The organism is Flavobacterium sp. TS_SC_5 (genome assembly GCF_056156265.1).
The window spans coordinates 1,491,865-1,511,572 of sequence record NZ_CM149588.1 but is presented as its reverse complement, the minus strand read 5'-3'; the positions used below and the strand labels follow the sequence as shown (position 1 = coordinate 1,511,572).

16 protein-coding genes are annotated in these 19,708 nt (G+C 34.3%); 11 read left to right on the top strand and 5 right to left on the bottom strand.

What is annotated here, in order from left to right:
- Nucleotides 1-128 precede the first annotated feature (128 nt).
- From purH to rodA, 6 genes are all read left to right on the top strand, one after another.
- Nucleotides 129-1,655 carry a bifunctional phosphoribosylaminoimidazolecarboxamide formyltransferase/IMP cyclohydrolase gene (gene purH / locus AC0J6S_RS06600; RefSeq protein ID WP_474955986.1) on the top strand — a complete coding sequence of 509 codons (1,527 nt, stop codon included), beginning with the start codon at nucleotides 129-131 and terminating at the stop codon, nucleotides 1,653-1,655.
- 54 nt (nucleotides 1,656-1,709) lie between these two features.
- Nucleotides 1,710-2,738, top strand: a complete 1,029-nt coding sequence (locus AC0J6S_RS06595) for a rod shape-determining protein (protein ID WP_113664402.1) — start codon at nucleotides 1,710-1,712, stop codon at nucleotides 2,736-2,738.
- Nucleotides 2,739-2,830: 92 nt separating this feature from the next.
- Nucleotides 2,831-3,655: a rod shape-determining protein MreC gene (gene mreC, locus AC0J6S_RS06590; protein ID WP_474955985.1), complete on the top strand. Its 825-nt coding sequence runs from the start codon at nucleotides 2,831-2,833 to the stop codon at nucleotides 3,653-3,655.
- Entirely contained in the window at nucleotides 3,648-4,154 is a 507-nt protein-coding gene (mreD, locus tag AC0J6S_RS06585; protein WP_474955984.1) for a rod shape-determining protein MreD, read from the top strand. The genes mreC and mreD overlap by 8 nt, the downstream gene beginning before the upstream one ends.
- The gene (gene mrdA / locus AC0J6S_RS06580) at nucleotides 4,151-6,103 is read left to right on the top strand and encodes a penicillin-binding protein 2 (RefSeq protein WP_474955983.1); all 1,953 of its coding nucleotides are present in this window, start codon (nucleotides 4,151-4,153) and stop codon (nucleotides 6,101-6,103) included. The genes mreD and mrdA overlap by 4 nt, the downstream gene beginning before the upstream one ends.
- A gap of 5 nt (nucleotides 6,104-6,108) precedes the next feature.
- Complete coding sequence (rodA, locus tag AC0J6S_RS06575; RefSeq protein WP_474955982.1) at nucleotides 6,109-7,344, top strand: rod shape-determining protein RodA; 1,236 nt, start codon at nucleotides 6,109-6,111, stop codon at nucleotides 7,342-7,344.
- Nucleotides 7,345-7,488: 144 nt separating this feature from the next.
- Here the strand turns inward: rodA and AC0J6S_RS06570 are convergent, their stop codons facing one another.
- Nucleotides 7,489-8,340, bottom strand: coding sequence for a DNA/RNA non-specific endonuclease (locus AC0J6S_RS06570; protein ID WP_474955981.1), 852 nt, complete (start codon nucleotides 8,338-8,340; stop codon nucleotides 7,489-7,491).
- 175 nt (nucleotides 8,341-8,515) lie between these two features.
- Nucleotides 8,516-10,696, bottom strand: coding sequence for a carboxy terminal-processing peptidase (locus tag AC0J6S_RS06565; RefSeq protein ID WP_474955980.1), 2,181 nt, complete (start codon nucleotides 10,694-10,696; stop codon nucleotides 8,516-8,518).
- A gap of 208 nt (nucleotides 10,697-10,904) precedes the next feature.
- On the opposite strand from AC0J6S_RS06565, the gene surE reads away from it, so the two are divergent.
- The 5 genes from surE (at nucleotide 10,905) to AC0J6S_RS06540 (ending at nucleotide 15,838) form a co-directional block, all read left to right on the top strand.
- Nucleotides 10,905-11,684 carry a 5'/3'-nucleotidase SurE gene (surE, locus tag AC0J6S_RS06560; protein WP_474955979.1) on the top strand — a complete coding sequence of 260 codons (780 nt, stop codon included), beginning with the start codon at nucleotides 10,905-10,907 and terminating at the stop codon, nucleotides 11,682-11,684.
- Nucleotides 11,677-11,949, top strand: a complete 273-nt coding sequence (locus AC0J6S_RS06555; protein ID WP_474955978.1) for a hypothetical protein — start codon at nucleotides 11,677-11,679, stop codon at nucleotides 11,947-11,949. The genes surE and AC0J6S_RS06555 overlap by 8 nt, the downstream gene beginning before the upstream one ends.
- A gap of 82 nt (nucleotides 11,950-12,031) precedes the next feature.
- On the top strand, nucleotides 12,032-13,144 hold the full coding sequence (gene lpxB, locus AC0J6S_RS06550; RefSeq protein ID WP_474955977.1) for a lipid-A-disaccharide synthase: 1,113 nt from the start codon (nucleotides 12,032-12,034) through the stop codon (nucleotides 13,142-13,144).
- A gap of 46 nt (nucleotides 13,145-13,190) precedes the next feature.
- Entirely contained in the window at nucleotides 13,191-13,709 is a 519-nt protein-coding gene (locus AC0J6S_RS06545) for a C40 family peptidase (protein WP_474955976.1), read from the top strand.
- 92 nt (nucleotides 13,710-13,801) lie between these two features.
- Entirely contained in the window at nucleotides 13,802-15,838 is a 2,037-nt protein-coding gene (locus tag AC0J6S_RS06540; RefSeq protein WP_474955975.1) for a ComEC/Rec2 family competence protein, read from the top strand.
- 6 nt (nucleotides 15,839-15,844) lie between these two features.
- On the opposite strand, the gene AC0J6S_RS06535 is transcribed toward AC0J6S_RS06540, so the two are convergent.
- The 3 genes from AC0J6S_RS06535 to AC0J6S_RS06525 are packed head-to-tail and all read right to left on the bottom strand — an operon-like array spanning nucleotide 15,845 to nucleotide 19,702.
- Nucleotides 15,845-16,303 carry a thioredoxin family protein gene (locus AC0J6S_RS06535; protein WP_474955974.1) on the bottom strand — a complete coding sequence of 153 codons (459 nt, stop codon included), beginning with the start codon at nucleotides 16,301-16,303 and terminating at the stop codon, nucleotides 15,845-15,847.
- Between the two features lie 44 nt (nucleotides 16,304-16,347).
- Nucleotides 16,348-18,153: a peptide MFS transporter gene (locus tag AC0J6S_RS06530; protein ID WP_474955973.1), complete on the bottom strand. Its 1,806-nt coding sequence runs from the start codon at nucleotides 18,151-18,153 to the stop codon at nucleotides 16,348-16,350.
- Nucleotides 18,154-18,157: 4 nt separating this feature from the next.
- The gene (locus AC0J6S_RS06525; protein WP_474955972.1) at nucleotides 18,158-19,702 is read right to left on the bottom strand and encodes a peptide MFS transporter; all 1,545 of its coding nucleotides are present in this window, start codon (nucleotides 19,700-19,702) and stop codon (nucleotides 18,158-18,160) included.
- Nucleotides 19,703-19,708: the final 6 nt, after the last annotated feature.

Genomic DNA, 19,708 nt, shown 5'->3' with positions numbered 1-19,708 from the left:
TCCCGCGATGCGCCATTATTTTATGCCTGTTGTTGAAATAGCATTAAAAATTACAATTATCTCAATTTCAAATGGCTCAATTTAGACATTAAAAAACTATTTTTGCATTTTATAACTATAACTACACAATGAGCACAACTAAAACAATTCAATCTGCTTTAATCTCTGTCTTTTCGAAAGAAGGATTGGAACCGATAGTAAGACAACTAAACAGTCAAAATGTTACACTATATTCTACTGGTGGAACAGAGGATTTTATAAAAAACTTAGGGATTCCCGTAATTCCTGTTGAAGATGTGACCTCCTACCCTTCTATTTTGGGCGGAAGAGTCAAAACATTGCACCCAAAAGTTTTTGGAGGAATATTAAATCGTCAAGATAATGAAAGTGATGTGCAGCAAATGATTGAATTCAACATACCCCAAATTGATTTGGTAATTGTGGACTTATATCCATTTGAAAAAACAGTCGCATCAGGAGCAAGTGAGGCCGACATTATTGAAAAAATAGATATTGGTGGTATTTCTTTAATTCGTGCTGCCGCAAAAAACTTTAAGGATACTGTAATCGTTTCTTCGGTTGAGCAATACAGTTTACTTTTGGATTTAATTACAGAACAAAACGGTGCGACTACATTAGAAGACCGAAAGTTATTAGCTACAAAAGCATTTCATGTATCTTCCCATTATGACACTGCAATTTTCAACTATTTCAATACTGACGAAACTATTTACAAAGAAAGTATTGCAAATGGACAAGTTCTAAGATATGGTGAAAACCCACATCAGAAAGGATTTTTCTTTGGTGATTTTGACGCTATGTTCAAGAAAGTTCACGGAAAAGAGTTATCATACAACAATTTATTAGATGTAGATGCTGCCGTAAATTTGATTAATGAATTCAAAAATGACGGACCAACATTTGCCATATTAAAACACAACAACGCTTGTGGTTTAGCCACAAGAACTACAATTAATGAAGCATACTTAGCAGCATTAGCGTGTGATCCAACTTCAGCTTTTGGAGGTGTTTTGATTTCCAATACCAAAATTGATGTTGCAACTGCTGTCGAAATTAACAAATTATTTTGCGAAGTTGTTATTGCTCCGGAATTTGATGCTGAAGCCACCGCGATTTTACAAGAAAAGAAAAACCGAATAATATTAGTGCAAAATGAGGTTGCTTTACCACAAAAACAAGTAAGAACATGCTTAAACGGAATTTTAGTTCAAGAAAGAAACAACATCACAGATACTAAAGAAGCCTTAAGAACCGTTACTATAAATACACCGTCTGAACAAGAAATTCAAGATTTAATATTTGCTTCTAAAATTTGCAAAAACACAAAATCAAACACGATTGTTTTTGCAAAAAACGGTACACTTATTGCGTCAGGCACAGGGCAAACATCACGAGTTGATGCCTTGCTTCAAGCCATTGAAAAAGCAAGAAATTTCGGTTTTGATTTGCACGGAGCCTCGATGGCAAGTGATGCTTTTTTCCCTTTTCCAGATTGTGTGGAAATAGCCAAAAAAGCAGGAATAACAGCTGTAATTCAACCCGGCGGATCTATTAAAGACGAATTAAGTATCAATTATTGCAATGAAAATAAAGTTGCAATGGTATTTACGGGAACGCGTCATTTTAAACATTAATTTGTTTAACTTTGCTCGTTTCAAATTTATAACATTTTAACCCTTAAAAAACTTATGGGATTTTTTGATTTCATGACCGAGGATATTGCGATAGACCTTGGTACCGCTAATACCTTAATCATACATAATGATAAAGTAGTAATTGACAGCCCTTCAATAGTCGCCCGCGATAGAATATCGGGTAAAATCATTGCTGTAGGTAAAGAAGCCAGCATGATGCAGGGTAAGACACATGAAAACATTAAAACGATTAGACCTTTGAAGGATGGTGTAATTGCTGATTTTGATGCTTCCGAAAAAATGATAAGCTTGTTTATAAAAAGCATTCCAGCATTAAAGAAAAGAATGTTTACACCGGCATTAAGAATGGTAGTTTGTATTCCTTCCGGTATTACTGAGGTAGAAATGAGAGCGGTAAAAGAATCATGCGAAAGAGTTAATGGTAAGGAAGTTTATTTGATACACGAGCCTATGGCAGCAGCGATAGGTATTGGAATTGACATCATGCAACCTAAAGGAAATATGATTGTTGATATTGGTGGTGGAACAACAGAAATCGCAGTAATTGCATTAGGTGGGATTGTATGTGACAAGTCAGTAAAAATTGCTGGTGATGTATTTACAAATGACATCGTTTATTACATGCGTACCCAACACAATCTTTTTGTTGGGGAAACTACCGCTGAAAAAATAAAAATTCAAATTGGTGCCGCTATTGAAGATTTAGAAACTCCTCCTGAAGACATGTCTGTTCAAGGTAGAGATCTATTGACTGGTAAACCAAAACAAGTTGAAGTTTCATACAGAGAAATTGCAAAAGCATTAGACAAATCCATACAACGTATCGAAGATGCGGTTATGGAAACTCTATCTCAAACACCTCCGGAATTAGCAGCTGATATTTACAATACCGGTATTTATCTTGCTGGTGGAGGATCAATGTTAAGAGGTCTTGATAAAAGAATTTCACAAAAAACAGACTTGCCAGTTTATATTGCTGAAGATCCATTGAGAGCTGTTGTAAGAGGAACTGGTATGGCACTTAAAAATATCCCTAAATTTAAAAGTATATTAATAAAATAATAAAACTAGTAATTTTAGCAGCGACTGAAAATTTAAAAAAGTTGTGATAAAACAATAAAGTTGTAACTTAATTTGAAATAATAAAATACGAAATGCAGCAAATATTTAATTTTATTTTTAAAAACAGTAACAGAATACTGTTTTTGCTGCTTTTGGGTATATCGTTATCACTGACGATTCAATCCCATTCCTTCCACAGAAGCAAAATAATTAGTTCTGCAAACTTTTTAAGTGGCGGTGTTTACGAAAAGGTGAATAACCTTAATGAGTATTTGAATTTAAAAACTCAAAACGATGCACTTGCGCTGGAAAATGCAAAACTTAAAAGTCTCTTATTTAGTAAAAAAGACACTACTGCGGTTAAAAAATTAGACAGCCTAAAAGGTGTGAAACCGGATGACATAGTTGTTTCTAAGGTAATACATAACTCCTATAATGTGTATGAAAATTATCTGACATTAAATTCAGGGGAAATAGACGGTATAAAACCTGACATGGGAGTCATAAACGATTTAGGTATCGTCGGAATTATTGAAAACACTTCTCCAAAATATTCGACGGTAATCAGTATTTTGAATAAAAGAACTCAAATTAATGCGAAAATTAAAAAGTCAAACCATTTTGGTTCATTGAACTGGAACGGCAAAAGCACGGGTTTCGTTCAATTGACAGATCTACCACGATTAGCATTGATAAAGATTGGTGACACTATTGTCACAGGTGGACAGTCGGTTATTTTTCCAGAAAATATCAACATTGGAACTATCGCAAAAATCTACAGAGACAAGCAAACCAATTTTTATACTTTAGACATTAAACTCTTTAACGACATGACTAATTTAGGACATGTGTACATCATAAAAAGGAAAGATCGTGAAGAAATCATTAATTTAGAAAAAAGAAAAAAAGATGAATAGTACCTTGTTCGTCAATATTTCCCGATTTATTCTGCTATTGGCAATTCAGATTATCATATTCAATAATATGAATTTTTTGGGTTATATAAGCCCATTTCCATATATCTTATTTATTATCCTTTATCCGGTAAATGGTAACAAATCAGGCTTAGTAGCTGCTAGTTTTTTACTTGGGATCATCATGGATTTATTTAGTAATTCTGGAGGAACGCACGCTACAGCTTGTTTAGTTTTAGCCTATTTCAGACCTTCAATTTTTAAGTTTGCCTTTGGTCTGAGTTATGAATATCAAACCATAAAAATAAATGATGTTTTAACACCGCAACGATTTTCTTTTATATTATTATCTGTTGTAATTCACCACTTTACTTTATTTTTATTGGAGGCATTCCAATTGAGTTTCATATTAGACACTCTAATTACAACTTTACTAAGTACCGTATTTACAATCATTATTTGCATTATCATAATATATCTTATTAAGCCAAACAAAAGATGAGAAAAGTCTTGCTGCCTTCCTTAATTATTCTTGCTACTTTTTTACTCGTAATGCGGATATTTTATTTGCAGGTTGTTGATGATACTTTAAAGTTGAAATCTGAAAATAATGCCATCAAAAAAAAATACGAGTATCCTGAAAGAGGTTACATATATGATCGAAAAGGAAAGTTATTAGTAGCTAATCAGGCCTCTTATGACATTATGGTAGTACCTAGAGAAGTAAAAAAAACAGATACTTTAGAGTTTTGCCAATTATTAAATATCACGAAAGAAGATTTTATAAAAAAAATTGAAAAGGCTAAAGTTTACAGCCCAAGATTGCCCTCTGTTTTCTTGTCACAGTTAAACAAAAGTGAATTTGCTGCTTTCCAAGAAAAAATACGAAAATACGAAGGCTTTTATTTTCAAAAGCGTTCTCTTCGGGATTATGAAGTAACCTTTGGCGCTAATATTTTTGGATTTATCACTCAGGTCAATGAAAAATTAGTCGCCAAAAATCCATATTACAATAGTGGTGATTTAATCGGTCGACAAGGAGTTGAAGAGAGTTACGAAGATCTTCTGCGAGGAGTGAAAGGGGTGAAATATTTCCAAAAAGACAAATTCAATCGTGAAATTGGTTCATATAAAGACGGAAAATATGACACTATCGCCGTTCAAGGAGAAGACATAAACCTTACTATCGATGCCGAACTCCAAAAATATGGAGAAGAATTAATGATTAATAAAAGAGGTGGAATTGTTGCTATTGAACCCAGAACCGGCGAAATATTAGCACTTGTGACTGCTCCTTCTTATGACCCTGGAATATTGGTAGGAAGACAACGATCTAAAAATTATACTGAATTATACCGGGACTCCATTGCAAAACCACTATATGATAGAGGATTACTAGCCGAATATCCTCCAGGTTCACCTTTCAAAATCTTAACAGGTCTTGTTGCACTGCAAGAAGGTGTAATTGATGAAAATACAACTGTATTTTGTAATCGCGGTTTCAGTTATGCCAGAGGACGTTTTATGGGATGTCACTGTCATGGTGGTGCGCTTCAATTGCACAGAGGGATATTTGAGTCTTGTAATTCTTATTTCGCAACGGCTTACATGCAAACAATTAATAAATATGCTAAACCAGCTCAAGCGGTTGATGTGTGGAGTAATCATGTTAAAAGTTTTGGTCTTGGACAATTTATGGGATATGATTTACCAACTGGTAAAAGAGGAAACATACCCGACTCAAAAACATACAAACGAATTTATCCTAACGGTGGGTGGAGAAGCACTACAATTGTTTCAAACTCTATAGGGCAAGGAGAAGTTTTGATGACTCCGATTCAGCTGGCTAACGTGATGGCAACAGTTGCTAATGAAGGTTATTATTATACCCCTCACATCATCAAAAGAATCGAAGGCCATACGATAGATAAAAAATTCACCACTAAACATGTGACCACAATTGACAAAAGGCACTTTAAGCCTATGATCAGTGGCTTATTTGACGTATATAACTTAGGAACTGCGAGATCCCTAAAAGTGGAAGGAATTGACATATGTGGCAAGACCGGAACTGCTGAAAATTTCGCTAAAATTGGAGGAGTACGAGTAAAAATGGAAGATCACTCCATATTTGTAGCTTTTGCACCAAAAGACAATCCAAAAATTGCGATAGCTGTTATGGTAGAAAACGGAGGTTATGGAGCAACAATAGCAGGACCAATTGCCAGCTTGATGATCGAAAAATACCTTAGACAAAAAATCACAAGACTTGATTTAGAAAAAAGAATATTTGCAACAAGTTTACAAGGGCGATATGCAAAATTAGGAGGCCTTTCGGAAGCAGTAAAATTACAATTAAGAATTAGTGATTCTCTTTTAAAAAAGAAAACCGTAATTCCAGTTTTGAAAGTAAAAATTGATTCCACCAAAGAGAATAAACAAGCCATTTAATTCCGATGAAAAACCAAAGTGTATCAAACAACATTGACTGGATCAGCATAATCATTTATGCTCTACTGGTTATTTTGGGATGGCTAAACATCTACTCCTCCTCTTTGTCGTCTATGGAAGATACTTACGAAAAGCAGTTGATGTTCATCATACTAACCATTCCCTTAATTTTCATAGTACTCTCAGTGGATGGGAAATTTTACGAAAAATATGCAACTATCATTTTTGGGATTTCTTTATTATCATTGGCAGGTCTATTTCTGTTTGGAAAAACCATAGCGGGTCAACGTTGTTGGTATGCTATAGGAAGTTTTACCATTCAACCTTCTGAGTTTGCAAAAGCAGCAACAGCTTTAGCTTTGGCAAAATATCTAAGCGATACCCAAATAAATCTAAAAGAGGTGACCCGCCAATGGCAGGCACTAGCGATAATTATACTACCGGTATTGCTAATTTTACCACAGCCTGACCCGGGAAGTGCACTTATTTATAGTGTATTTATAATTGTTTTGTATCGTGAAGGACTTCCAGCATGGTATGTTTGGACTGGTTTTGTAACCATTCTTCTGTTTGTATTAACATTGGTATTAGAACCACAATATGTGATCCTCATCGGCTTATTGGTTCTTTTGATAATACACTTCAAATCTAGATTAGCCGACAGGAATATCGTTTTGAGTAGTATTCTTTTCGTGCTACTTTCAGGATTTGTTTTGTCTGTAGACTATGTCTTTGACAATGTATTTAAACAACATCACCGAGACCGTTTCAATATCCTTTTAGGAAAAACTGTTGATATGAAAGGCATTGGATACAATACCAATCAATCCGAAATTGCGATTGGCTCTGGAGGTTGGTTAGGAAAAGGTTTTCTGGAAGGAACACAAACGAAAGGTGGCTTTGTTCCAGAACAACATACGGACTATATTTTTACCACAGTGGGCGAAGAATGGGGATTTGCTGGTTCATTAGTGGTAATTGCGCTTTTTACTGGTTTGTTTCTTAGAATAATTTATTTAGCCGAAAGACAAAAAACAAAATTCAGCAGAGTCTACGGCTATTGCGTTGCGGGAATATTATTTACACACTTCTTTGTAAATATCGCCATGGTTGTCGGGATTTTCCCAACAATTGGTGTTCCGCTTCCCTTCTTTTCATACGGAGGATCTGGACTGTGGGGTTTTACAATATTGTTATTTATATTTATAAAAATGGATGCTAATAAGGTGAATGAATGGTAGAAGTCAATAACCATTGTTTACTGTTTCCTATAAAAATCTAAAGATTTGCACACAATATCACTGTAAAACTTTTTACACAACTACACATGCTTATTCAAAAAGCAAAGAATCAGCATACTTAAAAAAGCTTTCATTTCTTAGACATTAATTAAAGCTCCAGTTTTTGTAATCACTATTTTTTTCCAGTTGATGCTCGACATTATCTTTTAATTTTGGAAAAAAGTCTATACCTGTCATCTTTTCAACAAGATCTACCGAAACAACAAAACTATATAAAGGTCTATTACTTTTTTCGTTTGGGATTAAAAAAGCAATCATTTTAAAATCACCTTTATTATAGTCTAACAATATCTTATAAAAAAATTTTGGAACTAAAACATTTTCTTTGCCTATTGTTTGTGAATCCTTGTTTAGAACTCCTCCTGTAACCACATAAATCCCATCATATACATCTGCCCAATAGCGAACTTTTTGCTCCAACCTGTTCCAAACTCCATTATTAAAATCACGGGTCTGTGGCGCTATATTTGAAGTAAGAAACGTATCATTATACGCTTCTTCTGAAAATTCCATATCACCAGCCGGACACAAATGCCCTTTATCAAAACCAGACGTTTTATAATTCCTCCAGCTGGCTGAACCCGTTATAACTTTAGAGTCCTCAATAAAAAATGGTCTCCTAAAATTGCTATTCTTCAAAAATGATTTCTTTAGTTCATAAGCAACCCATTCCGCTTGTTCAAACTCCTCATGATAGGACAAAGTATAATACTTATGACTGACAACTTGATTTGTTGTGGAAGATGGCAAAAAATCAATTCCTTGTGCATTATCAGGTAAATTAAATCGACCCTTGTTTTCTTTCTCGTTGACAGAAATTGAATTGTTTATAAAAGTAGAATTTGACTTATCTACCTCCTGATTTTTTCTACAGGAAGAGCAAATACTAATTGTTAAAAATAAAACCAATGAGGAATATAAAAATCTATTTTTCATAAACTTGAGATAATTGAGTTAAACATTGCTAAAATAACGTCTTTTAATCCATAATAGCAAGACAACCAAAGTATACTAAGCATCACGAAAACCATACATTACAACTTAAAATAATAAACGCCTCAAAAAAATTTGAAGCGTTTATTTAAATACGATTTTTAATTAAAATAGTAATTTACGACTTTGAAGCCAACTTATCCTTTTTTATTTTAACTGGCAAATTTTGCTTTGAAACGGATTTTGATTGTAAATCATCTAATACATTAAGAGCTTCTTCCACATAAATATCTTTTGATAATGCCTCATGCCATCTCTCTCTTTTTTCTTTCAAAGTAATATCTTTACTCATGGCGTCCGCTTCATAAGGTAATGAAGTAAATATCAACGAATTTTTATAATCTAGAATTGGTTTATATTTTTTCGCTTTCTCTTCAATTTCAGCTTGAGCCATTTTAAACTTATCAATGTTTAAACTGTAAACATTCTCTTCACTTCTGCTATCAATCCACTTTGCATTTTCCTCAATCAATTGAAATTGAGTATTTTTACTAATTCTACTTTTACTGTTAGTGATTGCCTGATTAAAGTTAGTATTGTTATTCCATACTTGATAATCCGCTTGGTCAATTTTATCCCAAGCCATAGCATTATCAACATCACGCTCTCCCATTTTTAAATATGCGTAACGGTCTGGCATAACAATATCACTCTGCACACCTTCTAATTGTGTAGACCCTCCGTTAATTCTATAAAATTTCTGAGTTGTTGTCTTTATTGCTCCTAAATCTCCAACAGAACTACTGCGTACAAAAGTGTTCAAATCAATTACATTTTGAACAGTTCCTTTACCATAGGTTTGTTTACTTCCAATGATAATTCCTCTTTTATAATCTTGTATTGCTGCTGCCAAAATTTCAGAAGCTGAAGCAGAAAAACTATTCACCATTATTACCAACGGTCCATCCCATTCAATTTTTGAATCTCTGTCGTACAAGACTTCCTTTTTTTTACCTGCGGATTTAATCTGTACAATTGGCCCTTGTTCAATAAATAATCCTGCAATATCAACAACAGTCGATAGAGATCCACCACCATCATCACGAACATCCAAAACGATTCCGTTTACTCCTGCTTTCTTCAATCGATCGACTTCTATAGCAATATCTTTTCCAGCATCTCTACCGTCTGCATTTTCAAAATCGATATAGAATTTTGGCAAATAAATCACACCATATTTCAATCCGTTTCTGTCTACAATACTGGACTTTGCATAGGTTTCTTCAATTTCTACGATGTCTCTGATAATAGATATTATCTTAATGGTTCCGTCTACTTTTTTAACGGTAAGACGAACTTCTGAACCTTTAGGCCCTTTGATCTTCTTCACAACATCATCCAGACGCATTCCAACAATATCTACTGCTTCACTATTACCTTGGCCGACTTTCATAATTAAATCTCCAGCTTCCAGTTGTTTTCCTCTCCATGCCGGACCACCAGAGATTAGCTCTGAGATCTCAGTCAAATCGTTTTTCTTTTGTAAACGCGCACCTATTCCCTCCAATTTACCGCTAATACTTACATCAAAACGTTCTTTTTCTTCTGGAGCAAAATAGTTTGTGTGCGGATCAAAACGTGCCGTTATAGAATTTATATAAACAGAAAACCAATCATTCCTGTCTAAATCTTTTATAAATCCAAAATACTCATCCAAAGATTTTCGGGAGCTTTCTCTAGTTTCCTTTTCTAAAATATCAAAAGATTTGACAACATAATTAGCTTCATTTTTCTTCTTATCTTCTTCTAATTTTTGTTTATCTATTAATGAAGACAAAGCAGACAATTTGATTTGTTTACGCCATTTATCATTTAGTTCCGTAACATTTTTTGGATAAGGAGCTTTCTCATAATCAATATTGAAACTTTCATCAATAGAATAATCAAAAGGTTTACTTAAAACATCTTTGTAGATTTTAGTACTTTCATCCATTCTTTTCATCAAACGATTATAAGTCAAATTGAAAAAAGACAAATCTTTGTTCAATAACTGGTCGTCTAATTGCAATTCGAATTTTGAAAATTCATCAATATCCGATTGCAAAAAGAATCTTTTCGAAGGATCCAAAGCTTCAATATAATCTTTGAAAATGCCTTTCGAAAAAGTATCGTCGATTGTCGCTGGACTGTAATGCCCTTTTTCAATAACAAAAGTTAACAACTCCAAAAGTAACTTGTCTTTTTCAGGATCATTTGCTTTTGATGAATTCATTTTAAAAGCAAATAATGTTACCGAAAGAAATACGACAACAAGGATAATTTTATAATTTCTTTTCATAAAGTTAAGAATAGTATTCATGAATTTTTTATTCTAAGTTACGGTAAAAACTATGCCAACGTCAGCAGGGCTTCCATAAATTTTTGTTAAAGATATAAAAATGTTTTTTTTTATTAAGCTAAATGAATCAAGATAACATATTTTTATCTTTTGTTTACTTAATCCCATTCTGTGTCATTACATTTGCCATCAAAATCATAAAAACCAACCTTTTTTTGCCAAAATAATAATGAAAAAAACAAGACCTTTAATTTTAATAACGAATGATGATGGCGTTTCAGCGCCTGGAATTCGAGCATTAATATCTGTAATGGCTGAACTGGGAGAAATCGTAGTGGTCGCACCAGACACTCCACAAAGCGCAATGGGCCATGCTATTACTATAAACAGCACTTTATACCTCAATAAAATTTCAAAACACAACGATCTTTTTTTAGAATACAGCTGTTCAGGAACACCTGTAGATTGTGTAAAACTGGCCGTTAACGAAATTTTAAAAAGAAAACCTGACTTGTGTGTTTCCGGTGTCAATCACGGTTCAAATTCATCGATAAATGTAATTTATTCAGGTACAATGAGTGCCGCCGTTGAAGCAGGAATAGAAGGAATCCCCGCTATTGGTTTCTCGCTATTGGATTACGATTGGAATGCTGATTTCGACACCATAAAATCTTTTATCCGCAAAATTTCGGTTGAAGTTTTAGAAAACGGACTGCCTGAAGGCGTAGTTCTGAATGTTAATTTTCCAAAATTAAAAGAAGAAGATATAAAAGGAATTCGGATTTGTCGCCAAGCGAAAGCAATTTGGGTAGAGAAATTTGATAGAAGAAAAACACCACAGGGAAGAGACTATTACTGGCTTGCAGGGGAATTTGTAAACCAAGACAAAGGAGAAGATACGGATGAATGGGCTTTAGAAAATGGTTTTGTATCCGTAGTTCCAGTGCAATTTGACTTGACTGCGCATCACGCGATACAACAACTTAATACCTGGAAATGGAATGAATAAAAAAGACTTGTTACTTGGATTTTTAATTGGGTTTGCCACCACGCTGCTTGGATCGTATCTATTTATAACCTTTTTTACGGAGTTCAAATTTATCGCCGGAATTCAAATCATGAAATCTCAAGGTAATTTAGGCAAAATAATCACATTGGGATGCATTCTAACGCTGATAGCATTTGGAATTTTACTCAAAATGAATAAAGAAATGATGGCTCGTGGTGTTGTTTTGGCAGTCATCGCCCTGACGATTATCACTTTATTTATTTAAGTTTATCTTTGCAATAGAATAAAATGATTGCAGCGAAAATGATTTTTTCCATTTGATTTTAAAAATTCCAAATAAAAAAAACATGAAATATTATATAATTGCAGGAGAAGCATCTGGTGATTTGCATGGTTCCAATTTAATGAAAGAGCTGTACAAAAAAGATCCAACTGCCGATATCCGATTTTGGGGTGGTGATTTAATGAAAAATGTTGGCGGAACTTTAGTAAAACACTATTGTGAACTAGCATTCATGGGATTTATCGAAGTGATTTTTAATCTAAAAACGATTCTGAACAATATCAAAATATGTAAAAAAGACATTCTTGAATTTCAACCTGATGTAATTATCTTCATTGATTATCCTGGTTTTAATTTGCGAATCGCAAAATGGGCAAAAGAACTGGGAATGAAAACTCATTACTATATTTCTCCACAAATTTGGGCTTGGAAAGAAAGCAGGATAACAGATATCAAGCGTGATATTGATAAAATGTATGTAATTTTACCTTTCGAAAAAAAGTTTTACGAGGACAAACATCATTTTCCAGTGGAGTTTGTTGGTCACCCACTGATTGATGCTATTCATAACCAACCAGCAATTGATTCGGCTCTTTTTAGGAAAGAAAACCAATTAAACGATAGACCAATTATCGCTATTTTACCGGGCAGCCGAAAGCAGGAAATCACAAAAATGTTAGCCGTGATGCTAAGCGTTGTCGATGATTTTCCAGACTATCAATTTGTAATAGCGGGAGCTCCAAGTCAGGAATTTTCTTTCTATCAAAATTTTATCACTCAGGAAAACATAAAATTTATTTCTAATAAAACTTACGATTTATTGCGAAATGCCACTGCAGCGCTAGTCACTTCTGGAACTGCAACACTGGAAACAGCACTATTCAAAGTTCCTGAAGTAGTTTGTTATAAAGGCAGCTGGGCTTCGTACCAAATTGCGAAACGAATCATTACACTCAAATACATTTCATTAGTGAATTTGATTATGGATGAAGAAGTGGTAACCGAGTTAATTCAAGACGAATGCACTAAACAACGCATTCGGGAAGAACTCGGAAAAATACTAAAAACGGACCATCGCAATACGCTTTTAAAAAAATATGCGTTATTAGAACAGCAATTAGGCGGAACTGGAGCTAGTGAAAAAACGGCTGCTTTGATTGTAAATGACTTAAAATAATCTACAGTGAATTTCCGAACTTTAATATCAACTTAAAAAAACTCTTTTGAAACGTTTTGTATTCCTATTATTGCTAGTCCTCTTTTTTACGGCTTGTAAATCCACAGCACCCATTGTTACTTCGAAAAAAGGTGCATCAAAAGAGAAATTATCACGATCCGAAAAGAGGAAAACTAACCAATTAGCAGAACAATTAATTGACGCAGCTGCTGAAAATTTAGGCGTAAAATATAAATATGCAGGAACAACTAAAGCGGGTTATGATTGTTCAGGATTGATCTACACCATATTTAATTCAGAAAACATTACCCTCCCGCGCAACTCATTACAACAATCAAAAATAGGTATTGTTTTAAATCCAAAAAAAGATCAAGCTCAAAAAGGCGACTTAATATTTTTTAAAACTAACAAAAACAGAGAAATAAATCATGTTGGAATTATAATTGAAGCTACCGATGACGAAATAAAATTCATTCATTCTTCGACCTCAAAAGGAGTAATTATTTCCTCGACCAAAGAACCTTATTATCAAAAAACCTTTGTTCAGATTAACCGCGTACTTTAATTAGCACTCTTTTAGTCATGAATTTAGTTTTTTAATAAGAACAGCTAAAATAAATAAATTCGTTTATTACTAAAAATGTGTACTTTAGAGTCATGAAAGTACTACAATTCCCACTAGCCAGAATAACAATCGGGTTTATATTAGGCTTACTCTTCGCCTATTATATGCACCCTTCTATTTCGGCCGTTTTTATTGCACTGATCATATCCGTTAGTATTTTTGGCGCGCTCTATTTATTGTCAAAAAACAGGAACCAGCTCTCCCTTTATTTTGGTGTCGGAACTTATTTCTTGTCTTTTATCATCGGCGTTTCAACCCAAATTACACATACCGATTATTTCCAAAAAAGCAATTACATTCACAATACGAGTATTTTTGAACAACCTCATTTCATTTCTTTAACGATTCGAGAAAAAATGAAAAGTTCTCCGTTTAGCGATCGCTACCTCGCCATTGTGAATCATATCGATCAGAAAGAACAAACCGGCAGAATCATATTGAATATTCAAAACGACAGTTTACATCATACTCTTCAAGTTGGAAATTCGTTACTAATAAAAGGAACCTTAACAAAAAATAAACCTCCCAATAATCCCAATCAATTTGACTACAGCAAATACCTTGAAAACAAACAAATCTATGCGCAACTATATGCTGATGTTGACGAAATCAAAATTGGAATTGAAATAGAGAAAAACATTTGGTATTATTCATCCAAATTACGGACAAGGATTGTTCGAAATTTAGAAAAAAACAACCTCAACAAAACAGAATTAAATGTTGCCATTGCCTTAATAATGGGACAACAACAAGATATTTCACCTGATATTATTCGGGATTATCAATATGCGGGAGCTGTTCATATTTTATCCGTTTCTGGATTACATATTGGATTTATATTGCTTTTTGTAACCTTTATTCTAAAACCAATCCCAAACACAAAACGAGGTTCATTTATTAAATTGATCACAATCCTTATATCGTTATCAATGTTCGGGATAATTGCGGGATTAGCGCCCTCAGTAGTGCGTTCCGTAACGATGTTTTCCTTTGTCGCCATTGGAAATCACCTTCGCAGAAGTGTCAATATTTACCACACCCTGTTAGTTTCTGTGTTATTGATTCTGCTTTTTGAACCTTCTTTCCTATTTGATGTTGGTTTTCAATTAAGCTACATTGCGTTGTTTTTCATCATTTGGCTGCAGCCACTTCTATCCTCCATTTGGAAACCAAAATACAAAGTTTCAAAATATATTTGGGATATTCTAACCGTTTCTTTTGCAGCCCAAATAGGCACTTTGCCACTGAGTATTTACTATTTCCATCAGTTTCCGGGTTTGTTTTTTGTCACCAATCTGATAATTATTCCGCTACTGAGCATCATCATGATATTAGGCGTTTTGGTGATGCTTTTGGCTGCTTTCAATATGATTCCAGTATTCTTGTCGCAACTGTTGGAATGGAGTATTTATTATTTAAACAAAATCATCAATGCAATTGCCTCTTTGGAACAGTTCATTATTCAGGACATTCCGCTTCATTTTTATCTATTGATTAGCAGTTATTTACTACTGTTTACGATAATCATTTGGTTCAAAAAACCAAGTTTCAATAAATTGGCTTTGGTTTTGGTTGCTGTTCTCATTTCACAATTCTCCTATTTCAAAATACAGTGGAAAATTCAAACGGAAGAAGAATTAGTGGTTTTCAACAGCAAAAAAAGTACCTTGATTGCGGAAAGAAAAGGAGAAAAAATTTTAATTTATGCCAATGACAGCATTTTGAAAACCGCTCAAAAAAACAGTCTTTTAAAATCCTATCGCGTTGGAAACTATAGCACTTTGGAACAGAAAAAACGGCTACAAAATTTCATCTTCTTTAATGGGAAAAAGATTTTTGTATTAGACAGCTCCGGAATTTATCCAAAAAATATACATCCTGATATAATCGTATTAACACAATCCGCAAAAATAAATGCAGACCGTTTGTTACAAATAATGAAACCCAAATTAGTAATCGCAGATGCATCCAACTTTAAAAACATACAAAAACTATGGAAAGCCAGTTGTGAAAAACAGAAAATCCCTTTTCACACTACTAGTGAAAAGGGATTTTATAAATTGAATTAAGAATTTTTATTTTTTCAGAAAACCATTTGCTACAGCCAACCAAGCTGAAGGTCCACCGGCAACATAACCCGTGCTTCCTATGCCTTCAAAATTAACTTTACCCTCTTTTGTGGTAGCATTTGCCAAGATAATGGTTGGAAACCCTTGAATTCCAAAAGCCATTTGCAATTCATTATTTTGTTTTTTAATGTCATCTGTCTGTGGTGCTTTCCTTGGATAATCTAATTCTACTAAAACCACATTTTCCTTGGCCCAAGCCGCGAATTCAGGTGTTCTCAAAACTTCTTTTTGCAAACGGATACACCATCCGCACCAATCGCTTCCCGTGAAAAATAGCAATAGTGGTTTCTTGGTTTCAGTGGAAATTGCCATTGCCTTAGTGACATTGGTTTCCCAAACTAATTCTTGTGCTTCGGCGGCAAATGAGCCAGCAAACAATAACAAAGCAACTATGATTTTCTTCATATTTATAATTTTATTGATTCAAAATCAAAAATGATGCCTAAAATTTATCGAACACCGTGCATCAATTTTTTAATAACAGGAGTCATCGCAACAGAGAATAAAGCAACAACAATGGAAATAATTGTTAACATCCAAAAGAAGTAACTCAATCCGTGTTCATTGGCAATTTTATCAATATTTTCTCCAAACATACCTGCACCTTTCATTCCGATTGCTACCGCTAAGTACCAAACACCAAACATGAACGCAATCATACGAGCTGGAACTAATTTACTCACGTAAGACAATCCAACCGGAGAGATACATAATTCAGCCATGGTATGGAAAAGATACACTAGAATCAACCAAATCATACTTACTGAAGCCGTTTTTGCACCAGCTTCGATTCCAGTTGCGCCAAAAGCTACACAAGCCATACCAAGAGCTAACAATCCCATTCCGATTCCGTATTTCAAATTCGCAGAAGGGTTGTATTTACTTTCCCACCATTTAGAAAACAATGGTGCTAATGAAATAATAAACAATGAATTTAAGGTAGAAAACCAAGTTGCGGGAACTTCGGTTAATGCCGTGGTAACTTTGTCGATTTTCAATGCTTGCAAAGTTGAATCTGATAATGATAAATATCCAGCAGTATAATAATCTTTTGTCAACATCCAGATTGCTATGGCCCAGATAATGATAAAACTTACGCTTAGAATAACATTTGCAAACGCATAGAATTTAAAGGTCTGTTTGAATAATAAAATCAACACCCAAGTGATAATTACCAAAGGCAGAATGGTAATCAATGAATTCATCACTAAAAACACTACGCTCCAATTACCTGTTAAAACACGATCTGTATAATCACTGGCAAAAATCGTTAAACTGTTTGGAGACTGCTCAAAAATAGCCCAAAAGAAAATAGTCAGAAATGCAAAAAATGTAACCGCAATTAATTTTTCTTTTGTAATTTGAGAATACTGTGTAAATCTGTAAATCAACAAGATAATGAACACAACTAAAGCGGAAATAATTGCAATAGCGTTTCCATTAGGTCCAAGGAAAGAAAAAACATTCACTTTACCCCCTGAGATTTTAGAAGCAGGATCATTTACAAGCCATAATAAAGCTAAAATAGAAGAGAAAGCTATTGCTGCTAATTGTATTGGAGTAAATGGGTTTCTTTTATCCGTATCCAAAGCTTCCGCTTTGGCTTTGCTTTCTTTATTTGGTTTCAAACCAATATCTCCAAAAATATCCTGAGACAACCAAAACTGTAACATTCCGAAGAACATAAAGATTCCGGCTAAACCAAATCCATAGGTCCAACCTACTTTTTCTCCTAAATAACCACAAAGCAAAATCCCGAAGAACGCTCCGGCATTTACGCCCATATAAAACAAAGTATACGCACCATCTTTCTTTTCAGGACGGTCTTTGTACATTTCAGAAACGATTGAGGTCATGTTTGGTTTAAAGAAACCATTTCCAAAAACCAATAATACTAATCCTAAATAAATAGAAAATTCAGTTTCGACAGCCATAGAAGCGTGTCCTAAAGTCATTAAAGTAGCTCCAACAACCACAGCCCATCTAAAACCAATTACTTTATCGGCAAAATAACCACCTAACATGGTAGACAAATAAACCAACCCTACATAGGATCCAAATAAGGCAGAAGCATTTTCACGCGTCCATTCCCAACCACCATCTGTAAAGGAAGCTGTTAAAAATAATATCAATAAAGAACGCATTCCGTAGAAGGAGAAACGCTCCCACATCTCTGTGAAAAACAAAACGAATAATCCCGCAGGATGCCCTAAAACGGTACTTTTGAAAAATTGATCTGTAGTATTTTGACTCATATTATTAATTGTTTAATTCTTTATCTACTCCGTGCATTAATTTTTTTATTATTGGCGAAAGTACTAATAGTAGCAATCCAAAACCAAGTCCTGTGTAAAATAAATATTCAAAAAGCACTAAATAACTCTGCTTTGCTAAATTTAAATCCGGTGCTGTACCATTTGAAGTATCGACAGAAGCGATATTCGCTAAAATAGAAGCAATAAATTCAGAACTGGCTGTTGCCAAAAACCAAACGCCCATCATGAACCCAACAATTTTTGCCGGGGATAATTTAGTCACTGCAGAAAGTCCTACCGGTGACAAACTCAATTCACCACAGGTATGTAAAAAATAAGCTAATATTAGCCATATTGCTGCTACTTTACCTGCGCCAGAAAGATTGATACCCATCACTAACGCTCCAAAACCTAAACCAACTAAAGCCAGTGCTAAAGCAAATTTCACGGCTGTATTAGGATTGTATTTTCCTAGATTTGGCCAGATCCAAGCAAAAACCGGAGCTAGCAAAATTATAAATAAGGCATTAAAACTTAAGAATTGTCCAGCAGAAACTTCATAACCGAATATATTTCGATCCAAAATTCGGTCGGCAAATAAATTCATGGAAGTATAAGCTTGCTCAAACAATGCCCAAAACACAATCGTAAATACAATCAGAATGGTCAGGGCAATCAATTGGTCACGCGCTTTACCATCGAGCTGTGTCGCAGCATAATAAACAATATAAATAAAAGAAATTCCACCTGCAATTTTTAAAGCCCATGAAACGGCATCGTGATTTTGAACCATTTGCCAAAACAATAAGGTTGAAAAAACACTTCCTATATAAATCAACCATTCATTTTTAAGTCCAAACGATTTATTCTCTAAGAAAGAAGGATTGTTCGATTCCCCTTTTCCCATCAATAATTTTCTTCCGGAAATAAAAGTCATTAATCCAAAAAACATTCCGACTCCAGCTGCGCCAAAACCATAACTCCAACCATATTTTTCGCCTAACCAAACACATATCAGCGTAGCTAAAAAGGAACCTAAGTTAATTCCCATGTAAAATAAAGTAAATCCGGAATCTCTTCTTTTATCGCCGGTTTCATATAATTCTCCCACCAATGAAGAGATATTGGCTTTTAGAAAACCAACTCCGACAATTATCAAGGATAATGAAAAGTAAAATATTTGTAAGGCTGTTTCGTCCCGCGTAATTTCGCCAGTAATAGATTGTGTTGCGGCGTTCCCTTCATAAGCCATTCCTATATGTCCCAACACCAGCATTATACCCCCAAAAACAATTGCTTTTCTAAATCCCAAATACCTGTCGGCTATAAAACCACCTAAAACGGGCACTGCGTATACGAGTGCAGCATAGCTTCCAATCAATAAATTCCCTGAAGTATCCGAAAACAAATGGTACTTTGTCAGATAAAAAATCAGTAACGCTTTCATTCCATAAAAGGAGAAACGTTCCCACATTTCGGTAAAAAACAATATAAAAAGCGCTTTTGGATGTCCAAAAAATTCTTCCTTATTCAATGCGTCGTTTGTCATAAAGCG